The 16,352-nt window shown below is 40.5% G+C and carries 14 protein-coding genes and 2 pseudogenes; 2 read left to right on the top strand and 14 right to left on the bottom strand.

Translation table 11 applies throughout. The annotated features are described in order from the left end of the window. Positions 1-144: 144 nt before the first annotated feature. The 14 genes from adhE to purD form a co-directional block, all read right to left on the bottom strand. On the bottom strand, positions 145-2,793 hold the full coding sequence (gene adhE, locus F601_RS0104660; RefSeq protein ID WP_018164510.1) for a bifunctional acetaldehyde-CoA/alcohol dehydrogenase: 2,649 nt from the start codon (positions 2,791-2,793) through the stop codon (positions 145-147). A 517-nt stretch (positions 2,794-3,310) separates the two neighbouring features. After that, positions 3,311-5,095, bottom strand: coding sequence for an acyltransferase family protein (locus F601_RS0104655; RefSeq protein WP_018164509.1), 1,785 nt, complete (start codon positions 5,093-5,095; stop codon positions 3,311-3,313). Further along, complete coding sequence (locus tag F601_RS0104650; protein WP_018164508.1) at positions 5,092-5,472, bottom strand: MORN repeat-containing protein; 381 nt, start codon at positions 5,470-5,472, stop codon at positions 5,092-5,094. The genes F601_RS0104655 and F601_RS0104650 overlap by 4 nt, the downstream gene beginning before the upstream one ends. A 10-nt stretch (positions 5,473-5,482) precedes the next feature. After that, positions 5,483-5,917 carry a low molecular weight protein-tyrosine-phosphatase gene (locus F601_RS0104645; RefSeq protein WP_018164507.1) on the bottom strand — a complete coding sequence of 145 codons (435 nt, stop codon included), beginning with the start codon at positions 5,915-5,917 and terminating at the stop codon, positions 5,483-5,485. Between the two features lie 182 nt (positions 5,918-6,099). Next, entirely contained in the window at positions 6,100-7,101 is a 1,002-nt protein-coding gene (gene ruvB / locus F601_RS0104640) for a Holliday junction branch migration DNA helicase RuvB (RefSeq protein WP_026183110.1), read from the bottom strand. A 64-nt stretch (positions 7,102-7,165) separates the two neighbouring features. Beyond that, entirely contained in the window at positions 7,166-7,414 is a 249-nt protein-coding gene (locus tag F601_RS0104635) for a hypothetical protein (protein WP_018164505.1), read from the bottom strand. A 53-nt stretch (positions 7,415-7,467) separates the two neighbouring features. Next, positions 7,468-7,572, bottom strand: coding sequence for a quorum-sensing system DWW-type pheromone (locus F601_RS13375; RefSeq protein ID WP_018164504.1), 105 nt, complete (start codon positions 7,570-7,572; stop codon positions 7,468-7,470). Between the two features lie 87 nt (positions 7,573-7,659). Next, complete coding sequence (locus F601_RS0104625; RefSeq protein WP_018164503.1) at positions 7,660-8,571, bottom strand: helix-turn-helix domain-containing protein; 912 nt, start codon at positions 8,569-8,571, stop codon at positions 7,660-7,662. 214 nt (positions 8,572-8,785) lie between these two features. Beyond that, the gene (gene purB, locus F601_RS0104620) at positions 8,786-10,084 is read right to left on the bottom strand and encodes an adenylosuccinate lyase (protein WP_018164502.1); all 1,299 of its coding nucleotides are present in this window, start codon (positions 10,082-10,084) and stop codon (positions 8,786-8,788) included. 296 nt (positions 10,085-10,380) lie between these two features. Beyond that, entirely contained in the window at positions 10,381-11,082 is a 702-nt protein-coding gene (locus F601_RS0104615) for a hypothetical protein (protein ID WP_248678594.1), read from the bottom strand. 57 nt (positions 11,083-11,139) lie between these two features. Beyond that, the gene (gene purK, locus F601_RS0104610) at positions 11,140-12,222 is read right to left on the bottom strand and encodes a 5-(carboxyamino)imidazole ribonucleotide synthase (RefSeq protein ID WP_018164500.1); all 1,083 of its coding nucleotides are present in this window, start codon (positions 12,220-12,222) and stop codon (positions 11,140-11,142) included. Then, the gene (gene purE, locus F601_RS0104605; protein WP_026183109.1) at positions 12,209-12,697 is read right to left on the bottom strand and encodes a 5-(carboxyamino)imidazole ribonucleotide mutase; all 489 of its coding nucleotides are present in this window, start codon (positions 12,695-12,697) and stop codon (positions 12,209-12,211) included. Before purE ends, purK begins: the two co-directional genes overlap by 14 nt. 164 nt (positions 12,698-12,861) lie before the next feature. Then, positions 12,862-13,317: a 2-thiouracil desulfurase family protein gene (locus F601_RS0104600; protein ID WP_018164498.1), complete on the bottom strand. Its 456-nt coding sequence runs from the start codon at positions 13,315-13,317 to the stop codon at positions 12,862-12,864. Then, positions 13,307-14,572 carry a phosphoribosylamine--glycine ligase gene (gene purD / locus F601_RS0104595; RefSeq protein WP_018164497.1) on the bottom strand — a complete coding sequence of 422 codons (1,266 nt, stop codon included), beginning with the start codon at positions 14,570-14,572 and terminating at the stop codon, positions 13,307-13,309. The genes F601_RS0104600 and purD overlap by 11 nt, the downstream gene beginning before the upstream one ends. A 277-nt stretch (positions 14,573-14,849) precedes the next feature. Between purD and F601_RS12340 the strand changes: the two are divergent. Beyond that, a pseudogene (locus tag F601_RS12340) lies at positions 14,850-16,079 on the top strand (ISL3 family transposase). A 106-nt stretch (positions 16,080-16,185) separates the two neighbouring features. After that, positions 16,186-16,352 (top strand): annotated as a pseudogene (locus tag F601_RS13080) (IS5/IS1182 family transposase); the annotation flags it as partial.

The following is a 16,352-nucleotide window of genomic DNA, read 5'->3' as shown; positions in this document are numbered from 1 at the left end:
TTTATAAGGTTTTTTAAAATAAATTTTATGTATTGTTTTCTGACATCAAAATGTTAAAAAATACCTACTACAGTTGACGAAAAAATGCCAAAAAGACCTTATCGACTGCTGATAAGGTCTTTTGGGGTGAATTATGTCTTTTAATTATTTACGGCGTCCTGGACGTTCTGCATAACCATAGTATGCATCAGCCATAATTTCTTCCATATCTGCTACCATTGGTAAGCGTGGGTTAGCTGGTGAACATTGGTCTTCATAAGCAAGAAGAGCAATTTCATGCAAGCTATCTTTCCAAGTTTGCTCATCAATACCAAAGCCTTTGAAGTTCATTTCGATACCTACTGCAACACCAAGGTCGTAAACTGCTTTAGCATATGCTTCAACAGCTTCTTCAGGAGTTGAGTGTGGCAATCCAAGCATTTTAGCGATGTCTTGGAATTTTTCATCAGCTTTCCAGTAGTTGTATTTAGGCCATGTAGTAGTTTTAGATGGGCGAGTACCGTTGTAACGGATAACGTATGGAAGCAAGATTGCATTTGTACGTCCGTGAACTGTGTGGTGAACCCCACCAATCTTATGGGCCATTGAGTGGCTCATACCAAGGAAGGCATTGGCGAAGGCCATACCAGCCATTGTAGAAGCGTTATGCATTTTTTCACGTGCTTCTGGGTCAGCTGTTTTAACTGATTTTTCAAGGTATTGGAAGACTAACTTGATTGTTTGAAGGGCAATACCGTCTGTGTAATCGTTAGCGAAGTTAGATGTATATGCTTCAGTTGCGTGAGTCAATACGTCCATACCAGTATCAGCTGCGATGAAGTCTGGAACTGATTCTACCAAAGCAGGGTCAACAATAGCGATTGTTGGTGTCAATGAGTAGTCAGCAAGTGGGTATTTACGGTTATTTTTCTTATCAGAGATAACGGCAAATGGTGTTACTTCAGAACCTGTACCAGATGTTGTTGGAATACCGATATATTTAGCTTTCTTACCAAGTGATGGGAATTTGAAGGCACGTTTACGGATATCCATGAATTTTTGAACAAGGTCACGGAAGTCAACTTCTGGTTGTTCGTAGAAGAGCCACATAACTTTAGCAGCATCCATTGGTGAACCACCACCGAGTGCGATGATTGTATCAGGCTCGAAAGCTTTCATCACTTCAGCACCACGTTCTACAGTTGTGATATCTGGATCTGGTTCGATGTCTGAGAAGACTTGGATTGTCACTTTATTGCTGCGAGCATTCAATTGGTCGATAACACGTTGTACAAAACCAAGACGTTCAATAGATTTGTCAGTAACGATCATAACGCGTTCAAGATCTTCAACTGTTTGAAGGTATTGGATTGAGTTACGTTCGAAGTAGATTTTTGAAGGAACTTTAAACCATTGCATATTATTTCTACGTTTCCCTACTTTCTTAATGTTAAGAAGGTTGATAGCAGATACGTTATCACCAACTGAGTTGCGTCCGTATGAACCACATCCAAGTGTCAATGATGGCAAGAATGCGTTGTAAACATCCCCGATACCACCAAATGTTGATGGTGAGTTCCAGATGATACGCATAGCTTTCATTTCTGTACCGAAACGTTTAGCAAGTTCTTCATCTTTAGTGTGGATAGCAGCTGAGTGACCTAGACCGTTGAACTCAACCATTTGACGAGCTTTTGTCACACCATCTTCAGTATCTTCTGCTTTAAGAACAGCAATAACTGGAGAAAGTTTTTCACGAGTCAATGGTTCGTTTGGCCCAACTTCAGCACATTCTGCAGCCAAGATATTTGTTCCTTCTGGAACTGTGAAACCAGCTTGTTCAGCAATCCATGCTGCTGGTTTACCAACGATATCAGCGTTCAATTTAGCACCAGCACAATCTTTGCTGTTTGCTTTTACACCGAAGCAGAATTCTTCAAGAAGAGCTTTTTCTTTCTTATTAACGAAGTAAGTTTTGTATGATTTGAATTCTTCTACAAATTCTTTGTAGATTTCTTTGTCAATGATAACCGCTTGTTCAGATGCACAAACCATACCGTTATCGAATGATTTAGACATAACGATATCGTGAGCTGCTTGACGGATATCAGCAGATTTTTCAACATATGCAGGAACGTTACCAGCACCTACACCAAGAGCAGGTTTACCACATGAGTAAGCTGCGCGAACCATGGCATTACCACCTGTTGCAAGGATAGTTGAGATACCGTCGTGGTTCATGAGTGCATTAGTCGCTGCGATAGATGGTTCTGTAATCCATTGGATACAGTCTTTAGGAGCACCTGCTTTAACAGCTGCATCATAAACGATTTGTGCTGCATGAGCTGATGATTCTTGTGCTGATGGGTGGAAACCAAATACGATAGGGTTACGTGTTTTCAAAGCAATCAATGATTTGAAGATTGCAGTTGATGTTGGGTTTGTTGTTGGAGTAACACCACAGATTACACCAACTGGTTCAGCAATTTTAGTCAGACCAGTAATTGGATCATCTTCGATAATACCAACTGTTTTTACACCACGCATATTGTTAACAACGTGTTCACAAGCAAAAAGGTTTTTAGTAGCTTTATCTTCAAAGACACCACGACCTGTTTCTTCAACAGCATGAGCTGCCAAGATACCGTGAGCATCCAATGCTGCTACTGATGCTTTTGCGACGATATAGTCAACTTGTTCTTGATTTAATTTACGGAATTCTTCAAGAGCCACTAGACCTTTTTGGACAAGTCCGTCAACGTGTGCTTGAGCTTGTGCTAATTTTTCTTCTGGTGTAACAGTTTTTTCAGCCATATGATTCTCCTTAAAAACTTTTGTTAAAAGTTTCACAAATTTATTTACATGTTAATTATATCACAATAATTTTCTTTGTAAACAGTTTCATGCAAAAATTGTGAACTTTTTTTCAAACTTATTTGTATTAGAATTCTTCAAAGATTCAAAAACCATTGATACAACAGCGTTTAGAGGGTGTTTAATTCTTACAAAAAAATTTTTTATTTTTTTAAATTATTTCTGCTCCATATCCTCTAAGAAATTTATTTGATTAGTTTCATGAAAATTTCAGAAACCAAAAGAATAATTTGCATTGCTTTTCTTAGGTCTTCTATTTGAGTTTGAATAAGACCAAAACTAAATATGGCTTTAAAGTTATAACTAAGCTCCGTATAATTTTGTTAACTGATTAGCAAATTAATTCTATTTTGAGCACAATAAAAACGAACGACTTCTTATTCAAATTTTTCAAAGAAATCGTTCGTTTATTTTATTGATTTGACAAAAAAAACATCAAAATTTTTCTAGGAGACAATCATTCACCTTTAGCTGCTTTTTTAGCTGCTTTTTGAATGGCTTTTTGAATTGTTTCAACATAGAGGGTCGCCCCAGTAGTATCACTATCACTATAATGAACACCGTCAGTGCCACTCCAGATAGCTGGATTCTCAACTGATACCTTGTACCAGTCAGCGATAGTTACAAATGAGTAAGTTTTTGCCAATGACAATTCATATTCCCTTACTTCAGCTACTTTTGCCGCATTAGCCGCGTTGTAAGGACTGACAAATACCATACGATAACCATCCGGTAACTTATCAATGAATTGTTGCAAAGATTCCTGGTAATTTTCTAGTGAATTAACACCTACCGCCAGAACTATGGTACGAGATAAGGTTTGTGACGCAATATGATTTTCAAAAATACTATAAGCATCATCGAAATTTCGACTAACTGCAGCATCAAGCTGCGCTTCTGGCATCAGTTGTGAAAATGCTGCTGATGATCTAAGGGCAACTGAATCTCCAATAATACTGATGCTACTTAGGGCATTGGCATCACCCGCAGCCAGAGTATGAGTTCGGTTCATATTATTTTGAGCTTGATGAAGAGAGTCAACTAAAAGTTCTGTCTCAAAGCGACCCACTTTTGGAGCTGTACTAGCTGTTATAACTGTTAGCAAACTTAGGAGTCCAACAATTCCAAATACCCATTTTTTATAAGGTTTTATATCAATCTTCAATCCCAGTAGAATTGGTATTTTTCCTATAATGAAAGGCTCGATGACATAATATGATAGACTTGCTAAAATGATTGAAAAAAGCAAGGTCATCAGCACTGCTATTGCATTGCCAAATACTTGACTAAATATAATGTAAAATGGCCAGTGGAATAAATATATACCGTATGAAATATCCGAAAAGAATGTGATGATTGCTGGTTCTTGAAGCTTAGGAGTCTGCTCATGTAAAACACGCGCTGCATAAATCATAAGTGATGCAAACAAGCTGGCTAAAACAAAACCAAAAAGATATGTAAACTGGTGATTAAAATCAAGCAAGAAGGTTAACAAGAACAAAAGTGCAACACACCCTGCCATTGATAAAACCACACGTCTTTGAGACCAAAGTTTTACATTCTTAGAAAAACGCTTAGTCGTCTCTTTAACTCCGGTCATTGTCGCAAACATAGCACCCAAGAAGAAAGGGAAACTATGCGATAAGGTAGAGAAATAGAGAACAGAAACATTTTCTGTAAAGAAGCTTCTGACAAACATGGATAGGAAACTAAAGGTAAAGAATCCAGTCGAAATCATAAAAACCAAACCACGAAACTGATTTGACGTCATTGAACGCTTAGATATTAGCCAAAGTAAAATCCCCCAAACAAGGTAGAAATGTACCTCAATGGCTAAGCTCCATGTATGAACAAAGAGATGCGGAATAAATTGACTTTCATAATTTCCACCTGTCATCACCTCATAAATATTTGTCACAAAACCCAGAGCAGCTGCAATTTGTGGTCCAATACCAGCACGAAAATCGTTACGAACTAAGAAGGTGAAAGGAATGATGAGCAAAATCATCATCACCAATGGAGGTACTATCCGATAAAAACGACGCTTTAGAAAACTGAGCAATTCAATTTTCTCGCTTTTAGCGTATTCGTCAATCAACAAGGCGGTAATAAGATAGCCTGAAAATGTGAAGAAAATATCGACACCGATAAATCCGCCCGGAAAGATTTGTTTGAAGAAATGGTAGAGCAAGACAAGCAGTAAACCTGTCACGCGCACCAGTGAAAACCATTTTATTCTCATTTTTGATAAATCCCCTGTTTAAATCTTCCCTTATAGACCTTTTTATCTTGAGCTGTTAGGATACCTTGACCATCTGCCTGACCCTTCTTGAATTCTCCAGTGTAGGTCCAACCTGTACTCGATGTAAAGGTCCCTTCCCCCTCAAAAACACCATTAACAAAGTCGCCTTCATAAGTGTCACCATTTTCAAAAGTCAGTTTTCCTCGACCGTTCATTCGATGATTGACAACACTGCCGGTATAGGTAATCTTCCCATGATCATATCGAAGGTTCGTTTGGGACTTTAAATTTAGCGTAAAGACAGACAAAGCACAGCATACAATCACAATGACAGCGATCAGCTCCAGATGTCCTCTTGTTAGTTGTCTTATTTTCATTTCTTTTCCTTTATTTTTGTGCCAATAGCTGCGCTAGCCATTTTTCACAACCGGTGGTTACCAAGTCATATGTTTCGTCAAAATCTCCAGTAAACCACGGATCGGGAACACCAGACTCTCTAAAGATAAAAATTTTGTGATCAAATTGACCTCGTGAAAGTCTCTTTAAATCTTTAACGTTCTGAGCATCCATACCTAAAATGAGGTCAAAATCTTCCAAATCTTGACGAGAAATCTGCTGAGAACCTTTCTGCTTATCAAAAGAGATAGAATGTTTTTTCAAGGTCTTTTGAGTTCCTGGATGAATGGGATTTCCATGCTCCCAATTAGACGTTGCACGGCTCTCAATATGAATATTGTAGTCTTTCGCAAGATCCTTCATAACAAATTCTGCCATGGGACTGCGACAGATATTTCCCAAACAAACAAAAAGAACTCTTTTCATATTCAACCTTTTCTTCTATGACAATTCTAATAATAATATTACCTTATTTTGTCCGCTTTTTCCACCTAAAAAGCCCTTCACATCGAAAGGCATGAGATTAAATTTATTCTTTTGGAAAGCATCAAAATGTTTTGGCAAACTTAGACTATTTAGGGAAATCATCAGAGAGCTTCGAGAGGTGCTTATCCCTTATCTGATAAAGGGTAGCCTAAGTGTTCGTATGCCTTAGCCGTTGCCACGCGTCCTGTTCTAGTACGCATGATAAAGCCTTTTTGAATGAGATAGGGTTCGTACATGTCTTCAACGGTATCACGTTCTTCTGCGATGTTAACTGATAGAGTGCCCAAACCAACTGGACCACCGTTATACATTTCGATCATGGTTCTTAGGATCTTCTGATCAACATAGTCCAATCCCTCGTGGTCTACATCTAACATGCTTAGTGCTTTATCAGTAATCTGGGCTGTGATGATACCGTCTCCCATAATCTGGGCATAGTCACGGACGCGTTTTAGGAGTCTATTTGCAATACGGGGTGTTCCGCGGCTACGTCTTGCCAGCTCTTGCGCAGCTTCATGTACGATTTCCATCTCAAAGATAGCTGCGGTACGTTCAACAATCTCTGTGAGGTCAGCTTCTTCGTAGTATTCCATATGGCCCGTAATACCAAAACGTGCTCTTAATGGATTAGAGAGCATCCCAGCTCGAGTCGTCGCACCAATTAGGGTAAAGGGTGGCAAATCCAAGTGGACGCTGCGACTGGTTTCACCAGCGCCAATCATAATATCAATATAGAAATCTTCCATGGCACTGTAGAGGACTTCTTCTACAGCCATGGGCATGCGGTGGATTTCGTCAATAAAGAGGACATCACCAGGTTCTAAGTCGTTAAGGATAGCCACCAAGTCACCAGCCTTTTCAATGGCAGGACCTGAGGTCTGTTTGAGGTTAACACCTAGCTCATTAGCGATAACAAAGGCCATGGTCGTCTTACCAAGCCCTGGAGGACCAAAAAGGAGCACATGGTCCAGAGACTCATCACGAAGTTTGGCCGCTTCAATAAAAATCTTGAGCTGGTCCTTAACCTTATCCTGTCCAATATATTCTCGTAAATACTGGGGACGCAGGGTACGTTCTACGTACTCTTCATCTCCCATCAAATCATTATCTAAAATTCTAGTCATACAGTTATTATAGCAAAAATTTAGCTGAGCTGAGACTATTTTTAACCTAGCAGGAGTGTTTTGGCTAACTAGTAACCTGAACTTGTTCTGTTAAGAATTCAAAATGCCTTGACATACGATGATAATCTGAAGATTTAAATTCATAAAAGGGGCTGCGATCACGAATGATAACAGTCTGATTATCTTCAAAAACCAAACTCCTAGTTTCTCCAGCTTGTAAAAATGTTAAATGATGAGATTCAGGCTTATCTTTTAGAATAACCCATATTAGCTGGTTAATGTAAGTCTTATTTTTGATGCGTAAGATTGGCATGAGATTACTCCTTTACTATGAAGTCAGTAATATTTAACTGATAATTATAACTATTAACCGATACGCCACCAATCAAAATCTTTGAGTAACACAGCAGTTCTTACAATGACTGTGGCAGCAAAAAGTAAAATTAGTTGATATTGTTTAAGTTTTTTCATAGTAACTTAACTCCTTTAATTTTTATATTGTCATTATACCTATTCTATTAAAAAAACAACATGACATCCTTGTCATGCTGCAAATTATTATTTCCCTAAATTATCCATCTCCCACTCTTTTTCCAATTTTTCAGCTAAATGGATATCATTCATCATCTTGGCAAATAATATTGATTGGTTATAATGATTTTCTGCCTGAACATAATTATTTTCTCCAAACAAATAGTATTCCCACATCAACATATTATAGATTGGCATTTTTTGAAAATCCTGAATCTTAGTCATTAAAGAATGACTAGCGGAAAGTAGATTACTAAGTAAATTAAATTTTTCAAGTCTTACAGAGGCATCTGCGCAAACAAGCAAAACACTATTTAATAGTGGTAAATCTTCTATTGGAAGATATTCACTTTGTTTAATAAGATTAGATGACAGCAATTCATAGATAGCATTATCAAAAAGATGTGACGTAAAATTCGACACAATTGAACATGTTAAGAATAAATCAATTAACACTATATCATTTAATGTGTATAACTTCTTTTTTTGAACTTGCTTAAAATAATCTTCAATAACATCCGTTCCAAATTCAGTATCTCCTGTTTGATAAACTTCAAACTTTGATTGGATAAATGTTATTGTAAGCTGCTCATCTTCAGGTAACTCTTCATAAAATTTCTCGTAAATCTCATCAAACTGCTCTTCTCTGATTCTTAATCGTTCTGCATCCATGTAAGTTGGTGTTCTTAATATTAAGTACTTCAACTCAGTATACCTCTTAGGAAGCTCCAGACTTTTTCCGTCTGTTAGTTCTCCGAGTCCTACTCCTAATTGTTGAGCTATAAATTGTGCTCTGGCTAGATTAGGGGTGGATTTCCCTGATTCTATTCTGGCCAACTGGCGGATTGACAATTCTGTTTCATCTCCACAAAACTCTTCACGAGTCAGTTGTTTCCCTTCTCTAAGCAATCTGACTTTTTCTCCAAATGTCTCCTTCATTTAGCACCTCATTGTGAACGTTTTCTTTTTAATATTATAGCAAATATAGATACATTTAGTAAACTTTTGTTTCACTTTGTGTGAAAAATATATAATTGCTAAGTATTGCTATCACAACATTTTCTACTTCCTTCAAAAAATAAGAGGTTTGACTTAAGATAGATAAAAAACACCTCAACTTTTCAGCTGAGGTGCTCTGCTATTTTTCAAAAGATTAATCACCAAGACCGATACGATCAAAGACTTCATCCACGCGTTTTGTATAATATACAGGATTAAAGAGTTCGTCGATTTCGTCTTGAGTTAGGCGAGATGTCACGGCTTGGTCAGCCTCAAGGAGAGGTTTGAAGTCGACTTGATTGTCCCAAGAGTGAGCTGTTTTCGGTTGAACAAGGTCATAAGCCTCTTCACGAGTCATGCCTTTTTCAATAAGTTTAAGCATGACACGCTGGCTGTAAATAAGACCGAAGGTTGAGTTCATGTTGCGAATCATGTTTTCTGGGAAAACAGTCAAGTTCTTGACGATGTTTCCGAAACGATTGAGCATGTAGTTGATGAGGATAGTAGTATCCGCCGCAATGATACGCTCTGCAGATGAGTGAGAAATATCACGCTCATGCCATAGAGAAATGTTTTCATAGGCAGTGACAGCATGACCACGGATAACACGCGCCAAACCGGTCATGTTTTCAGAACCGATTGGGTTGCGTTTGTGAGGCATGGCAGAGCTGCCCTTTTGACCCTTGGCAAAGAATTCTTCCACTTCACGCTGTTCAGATTTTTGCAGACCACGGATTTCAGTCGCCATACGTTCAATAGATGACGCAATGATGGCAAGAGTTGAGAAGTATTCTGCATGGAGATCACGTGGCAAGACTTGGGTTGAAATTTCTTGAGCACGAATGCCTAATTTGTCACAGACATATTTTTCCACAAATGGTGGAATATTGGCAAAGTTACCAACGGCACCGGAAATCTTACCTGCTTCAACTGCTTCAGCTGCACGCTCGAAACGCTCGATATTGCGCTTCATTTCGCTGTACCAAGTTGCCAATTTGAGACCAAAAGTTGTTGGCTCAGCATGGACACCATGGGTACGACCCATCATGATGGTCATCTTGTGCTCTTTAGCCTTTTCACCAACGATGTTTTTAAAGTTTTCCAAGTCACGACGGATGATGTCATTGGCTTGTTTGTAAAGGTAACCGTAGGCTGTATCCACCACGTCAGTTGATGTCAAACCATAATGGACCCACTTGCGCTCTTCACCGAGCGTCTCAGAAACCGCACGGGTAAAAGCCACCACATCGTGGCGGGTTTCTTGTTCAATTTCAAGAATGCGGTTGATGTCAAAGTCCGCTTTCTCACGGATTTTAACCACATCTTCCTTGGGAATTTCACCCAACTCAGCCCATGCTTCGTCTGCGAGGATTTCAACCTCCAACCAAGCACGGTACTTATTTTCTTCCGACCAAATATTCGCCATTTCAGGGCGAGAATAACGTTCTAGCATGATTATGATACCAAGGGCGACCAGAAAGCGACTGAATTTTAGGAAACCAACGACGGGCGCTTGCGCCCTATGCGGTTTATCTAAATTCCGAGCTTTCCGCCCGGGTTCAGTTCAGCAAATATGATGCCCTAGTCCTTTCTAAATTTGTGGAACAGAGACGCCCGTATTCAGTTTCGAGAATACAGGGAACTCAGTATTTTTAATTTTTATTAATTTTGTCAGAATTTAGTTAAACGGACACGAATTACCTATGCTTTTCTGACATACAAACATAATAAGCTATTAGATAACAAAACCTAATTATTAAACCAATTTATAATTGATTTTGTCACAATTCTCACAGGGTTTTGCTCAATATGATAAAATGCATATCCCAGTAAGATTAATAAGGATATACAATAAAAGGCTACAAAACCTTTAGATGAAACTTTTAGATTTTCTTTTTTCTGAAATATAGAAGTTCCTTCAAAAAATAAAACAAATAAAGTCATTAATAAGGTAGCAAAAATCGAAATATTCCGGACCTTATCCTCTTCAAAATTTGTAAACAATTTAACAAATTCAGGAAAGGGGGCTAAAATTGATTCTATAGAGGAGCTTAGTCCAGTAAATTTACCAAAGTCAACTTTGATGTTGTTTTCCCAAAATTCATTTACATTAGTTGGTACAAAGTTCAACGAATAAAATGCTAAAATGCTTATTATTGGTGGAATTAATTCAATTCTGAAGTCAATTCCTAAACGCTTGTACCGAATGATTTTTATTAAAGCAACTACCATGATTATAAAAATCATTAATTTTCCTATCAAAGAGTAAAAAAGATAGGTCCCAAACAGTATGATCATGGCAAAAATTACAGGTCCGTAGTCACTTTGACTTGTTGAACTCTGACTACTTGTCACATTGGTATTCTGAGCAAAATAATATTTATCTCCAACTCCAATATGAATTGATGGTTCCGTTGGTTTAAATAGAAAAACAACTCCAGTAATTGACATTATCAATTCTAAAACAGGAACCACATAATTAATGAAAAAATCCAAATTTAAACCCCTTTAAAATTCCACACCTTTCCCAAACTCTTCCGCATCCTTCGCAAAGAGGGTCACATGCCCCATCTTGCGGTTGTGCTTCGCTTCTAGTTTACCATAAAGGTGGAGGTGGGCGCTAGGGTTTTCTTGGATAAAGGCTTGTGCTTTTTCCATATGCTGACCTAGTACATTGAGCATGACTGCTGGTGCGTGAAGCTTGATTGGCGGTAGCGGTAAACCGAGCACTCCCAGAATGTGAGTGTCGAACTGAGAAAAATCACAGGCTTCGATAGAATAATGTCCTGAGTTGTGAGGACGAGGTGCGATTTCATTGACGATGATGTCATGGTCAGTCGCAAACATTTCCACACAGAGGGTTCCTGACAGCTCCAATTTTTTGGCGATTTGCACTGCCATGGCTTGGGCTTTTTCAGCCAATTCATCTGAAATGTGGGCTGGCACAATCGTTTTAGAAAGAATATTGTTGCGGTGGATATTTTCCTGGACTGGGAAGACGGTCACATCTTGCCCATTGCCTGATACGATGACTGAGATTTCCAAATCAAAATTGACGAATTCTTCCAAGACGCAGTCAGCTGAATCCGCTAATTGGTTCGCGTCAGCCAAATCCTCTTGAGACTTGATGACCACTTGTCCATGTCCATCGTAGCCGCCTGTTGCGGTTTTGAGGACATATTTTTTGGACAAATCTAGGTCTGCCAAATCGTCACTTGATTTGATAACTTTATAAGGAGCCACCACAACCTGAGCTTTTTGAGCCAGGAAATCTTTTTCGTAGATACGATTTTGAGAAATGCGCAGCAAATCCGTTCCCTGCGGCAGCTGATTTTCCTTAATAACCGCATCGAGACCATCCGCATCCACGTTTTCAAATTCGTAGGTCAGGACATCGCAGCGCTCAGCTAGTTGACGCAGAGCATCCACATCATCATAGGCAGCTACGATGACTTCACTAACGCGAGAGGCTGGGCAGTCCGCCGCTGGATCCAGGGTGATGACCTTGTGCCCCATGTAGATGGCGGAAATGGCCATCATCTGACCCAGTTGACCGCCACCGATAATTCCGATTGTTTTAGTCCAGCTCATTGGTTGACTCCTCTGCGATACGGCCTTGTTCGGCGTGGAAATCCGCAAGGGCTTGGGCGATTGCTGCATCTTCAATAGACAGGATGCGAAGGGCAGTCAGAGCAGCGTTAGTTGCGCCTGCTTCTCCGATAGCCATGGTCGCTACTGGGACGCCGCCTGGCATTTGAACGATAGAGTAGAGGGAGTCAAGACCAGACATGGCACGTGATTTTACGGGTACGCCGATGACTGGCAGGGTCGTTTTAGCTGCTACCATACCTGGCAAGTGGGCAGCGCCACCTGCACCTGCGATGATAACCTTGATGCCACGACTACGCGCTTCCTCCGCATGCTTGAACATGAGGTCAGGCGTGCGGTGGGCAGAGACGACTTTCTTTTCGTAGGGGATAGCGAAGTTATCCAAAACATCTGCTGTTTTTTTCATAGTGGCCCAGTCAGATTTTGAGCCCATGATGATAGAAATTACTGGTTTCATAATATAAGATACAAACGCCGTTAAGCGACACACAGCAAAATAGGAAGTCTGACGACGAGGCACAGGCCTCTAGGAATGACTTATCTTTTTGCACAGTATCGTAGGCGTGTTCAGTTCCTTTCTTCTTTCTTTTCAGAGAGCGACTTCGTCGCCTGGCTTTATCTTTATTCTGTACAAGACTCTAGATAGTCTTTGAAATCTTCTACATCAAGAACTCTATAGCCGAATTCTTTGAGTTTTCGGGCAAAGAGGCCGCTGCCTGCTATTTTCTTGCCTGTGAAGCTGCCATCGTAAATTTGGTTGACACCACAGGATGGGCTTCGGGATTGAAGGATGGCTAGATCAATGTCCTTTCCAGCCATGCTGGCAAGGGTGCGGTCAATTCCTGCTTGAAATTCCTGGCCATAGTTCTGGCCATGGGCATCAAAGACCTGACCATCTGATATTTCAACAGGATTTCTTGGGACAGGGAGTCCGCCTGCTACTTCTGGACAGATGGGAATGACGTCTTTGTCTGCGACAAAGTCAATGACAGCTTGGTTATAATTATTGCCGCCGTTGTACTTGCAATTTTGACCTAGCAGGCAGGCGCTGACCAAGACACAGGATTTATTTTCCAAGGGCTTTGCTTCCGATATCATTTCTGTAAAAGAGTCCATCTGTGTTTTGAGTTTTCAGTTGAGCGTAAATTTTGTCCTGCGCAGCTTGGACGGTATCTGCTGTGGTGACCAGCATATATACGCGTCCGCCGTTTGAGAGCAGTGCTTGGCCATTTTCATCAAACTTAGCCCCTGCATAGTAGGTGATGATGTCGCCGTCGGTCTTAGCTGGCAGCACCACGCCTTTTTCGTAATCGAGGGGGTAGCCGTTGGAAGCGACAACCACGCCCAGTGTCACGCCTTGGTCGGTCCAGGTCACCTCAGTCGGCACCTCATCCAAGATATCGCTGATGTTTTGAGCGAAATCGGAAGTCAGGCGAGGGAGGATAATCTGGGTTTCAGGGTCGCCGAAGCGGGCGTTGAACTCGATGACCTTAGGGCCATCAGCCGTCACGATGAGGCCGCAGTAAAGGATGCCTAGGTAAGGGCGGTTTTCGGCAATCATGCCCTTGAGGACTGGCTTGACGATGGTCTCGATGGACTGGTTGATGAGGTCGTCAGTCAGGTGGGGAACAGGCGCATAAGCCCCCATACCACCCGTGTTTGGCCCCTTGTCGCCATCGTAGGCACGTTTGTGGTCCTGAGCCGTCGGCATGATGTAGAAGCTGTCTCCGTTGACAAAGGCAAAGAGGGAGAACTCCTCGCCGTCCAGGAACTCCTCGATGACCACACGGGCACCTGAATCGCCGAACTTGTTGTCCAAAAGCATGTCACGAGCCGCTTCTACCGCTTGCTCCACGGTTTCTGCCACGACAACGCCTTTACCCAGCGCCAAACCGTCAGCCTTGACTACGATTGGAGCGCCATGCTCTTCGATGTAGGCCTTAGCTTGATCGAAGTCGGAAAATGTGCCATAGGCTGCTGTCGGAACGCCGTATTTGACCATGATTTCCTTAGCAAAATCCTTAGACCACTCCAGCTCCGCTGCCAATTTGCTTGGACCAAAAGCCTTGAGACCAGCTGCATTAAAATCATCCACGATACCAGCTGCTAGCGCATCATCCGGACCGATGAAGGACCAGGCAATGTCATTTCCCTTGGCAAAATCAATGAGTTTGGAATGTTCGGAAATAGCAATAGGAAGCAAATCCAGACCATCCAAGGTCATGCCGTCATTTCCAGGAGCCACAAAAACCTGCTCCACCTGCGGAGACTCCAATAACTTCTTAGCAATGGCGTGTTCACGACCACCTGAACCAACAACTAACAATTTCATAGCTACAATACCTCAATATAAAGAAAAACGTTTGGAATGGACCAAAATCTGAGTTAGGTTCGCAAAACAGATGAATTTTACGAATTATACAAGAATATTATAACATATTTGTTCGTGATGACACACTGACGACTACATTGATAAAAGAAAAAGGCTCCATAATTTCTGTAGTGGGTAAATCCACCGCAGAGATTATGGAGCCTTTTTGAGTGTATACAAAAAGTCCCATATGACCTATAATGAAAAGCGACCAAACTATCATTTTAGAAAGACTCATATGGAACAACTAAATTTTTTAATAAACTTACTGGGAATTAAAGATGAGAATATCAGCATTTTGGAATATCTAGATGCTGGAACACATAAGGAAATCTTCACTAAGCTTGATTATCCAGCTCCTAAATGCAACAGCTGTCATGGTCAGATGGCTAAATATGACTTCCAAAAAGAATCTAAAATCCCTTATCTGGAATGTGCTGGTTATAAGACCTTGATTCGTTTAAGAAAAAGACGCTTTCGCTGTCAGGCTTGTGGAAAGATGGCGGTCGCTGAGACCTCTCTGGTCAAGAAAAACCTCCAAATCGCAACCGTTGTCAACCAAAAAATCGCACAATATCTTATTGAAAAAGCATCTATGACAGCCATCGCTGAAAGCTTAGCCGTATCTACCTCCACGGTCATTCGAAAACTTAAAGAGTTCCAATTCAAGACTGACCTGGCTACCAACCAATATGAGCTGGGATGAATACAGCTTCAAGAAAGGTAAAATGAGTTTCATTGCTCAGGATTTTGACTCTCTCAAGATACTGGCCATCTTGGATGGACGAACACAAGCAACCATTCGCAATCACTTCCTGCGCTACACAAGACAGGTCAGAAGCCGTATTAAAGTCATCACCATGGACATGACATGTTCAGTCCCTACTACGACATCGCTAAGAAACGCTTTCCAAAGGCCAAAAGCGTTCTCGATCGTTTCCACATTATCCAACATTTGAGTCGGGCTAGGAATCGTCTTCGTATCCAAATCATGAACCGATTTAACAGAAAATCTATCGAGTATAAGTCACTAAAACGTTACTGGAAGCTCATCCAACAAGACAGTCGTAAACTCAGCGATAAACGATTTTATCGCCCGACTTTTCGCTTGCATTTGACCAACATAGAGATTTTAGAAATGCTACTCTCTTACTCACAAGAACTTCGAGAACACTATAAACTCTACCAAATCTTACTCTTTCATTTTCAAGAGAAACAAGCCGACCATTTCTTTGGTCTCATTGAGAAGACGCTTTCCATTGTAAATCCTATCTTTCAAACTGTTTTTAGAACCTTTTTAAAAGACAAAGACAAGATTGAACTACCTTACTCAAATGCAAAGCTAGAGACAACAAACAACCTTGTCAAAGTCATTAAACGAAATGCCTTTGGCTTTCGGAACTTTGACAACTTTAAAATAAGAATTCTCATCGTTTGGAACATCAAAAAGAGGCTGGGCAAAAACTAGCTTCAGAACACAAAAAAAACGGGCATTTCCGCAGTTGGAGATGCTCGTTTTCCTATGTCATGGTTTATAATTATAATAACGACAAAACAATTAGAAAGCCATGACTATGTATAAAGAGTATAACACAAATCAGTTAAGTTTGGAACTAAATCTTGCTTACGATATTCCCATGAACCATGAAGTTAGACTCATCAGTCTTTTCGTGGACAGTATCCCTAATCATGTTTTACTGGAAGAAAAGTCTCATACTGGCCGACCAGCCTTCCATCCGGC

Origin of the sequence: Streptococcus henryi DSM 19005 (assembly GCF_000376985.1) — a bacterium.
In the GTDB taxonomy this organism is placed as follows: Bacteria; Bacillota; Bacilli; order Lactobacillales; family Streptococcaceae; genus Streptococcus; species Streptococcus henryi.
Note: the sequence above shows the minus strand (reverse complement) of the source record. Positions and strands in the feature narration are given on the sequence as shown.

Coding starts and splice junctions, on each gene's coding strand:
- adhE (WP_018164510.1), bottom strand. CDS start 2,793: ATGGCTGAAAAAACTGTTACACCAGAAGAAAAATTAGCACAAGCTCAA.
- F601_RS0104655 (WP_018164509.1), bottom strand. CDS start 5,095: ATGAGAATAAAATGGTTTTCACTGGTGCGCGTGACAGGTTTACTGCTT.
- F601_RS0104650 (WP_018164508.1), bottom strand. CDS start 5,472: ATGAAAATAAGACAACTAACAAGAGGACATCTGGAGCTGATCGCTGTC.
- F601_RS0104645 (WP_018164507.1), bottom strand. CDS start 5,917: ATGAAAAGAGTTCTTTTTGTTTGTTTGGGAAATATCTGTCGCAGTCCC.
- ruvB (WP_026183110.1), bottom strand. CDS start 7,101: ATGACTAGAATTTTAGATAATGATTTGATGGGAGATGAAGAGTACGTA.
- F601_RS0104635 (WP_018164505.1), bottom strand. CDS start 7,414: ATGCCAATCTTACGCATCAAAAATAAGACTTACATTAACCAGCTAATA.
- F601_RS13375 (WP_018164504.1), bottom strand. CDS start 7,572: ATGAAAAAACTTAAACAATATCAACTAATTTTACTTTTTGCTGCCACA.
- F601_RS0104625 (WP_018164503.1), bottom strand. CDS start 8,571: ATGAAGGAGACATTTGGAGAAAAAGTCAGATTGCTTAGAGAAGGGAAA.
- purB (WP_018164502.1), bottom strand. CDS start 10,084: ATGCTAGAACGTTATTCTCGCCCTGAAATGGCGAATATTTGGTCGGAA.
- F601_RS0104615 (WP_248678594.1), bottom strand. CDS start 11,082: ATGTCAATTACTGGAGTTGTTTTTCTATTTAAACCAACGGAACCATCA.
- purK (WP_018164500.1), bottom strand. CDS start 12,222: ATGAGCTGGACTAAAACAATCGGAATTATCGGTGGCGGTCAACTGGGT.
- purE (WP_026183109.1), bottom strand. CDS start 12,697: ATGAAACCAGTAATTTCTATCATCATGGGCTCAAAATCTGACTGGGCC.
- purD (WP_018164497.1), bottom strand. CDS start 14,572: ATGAAATTGTTAGTTGTTGGTTCAGGTGGTCGTGAACACGCCATTGCT.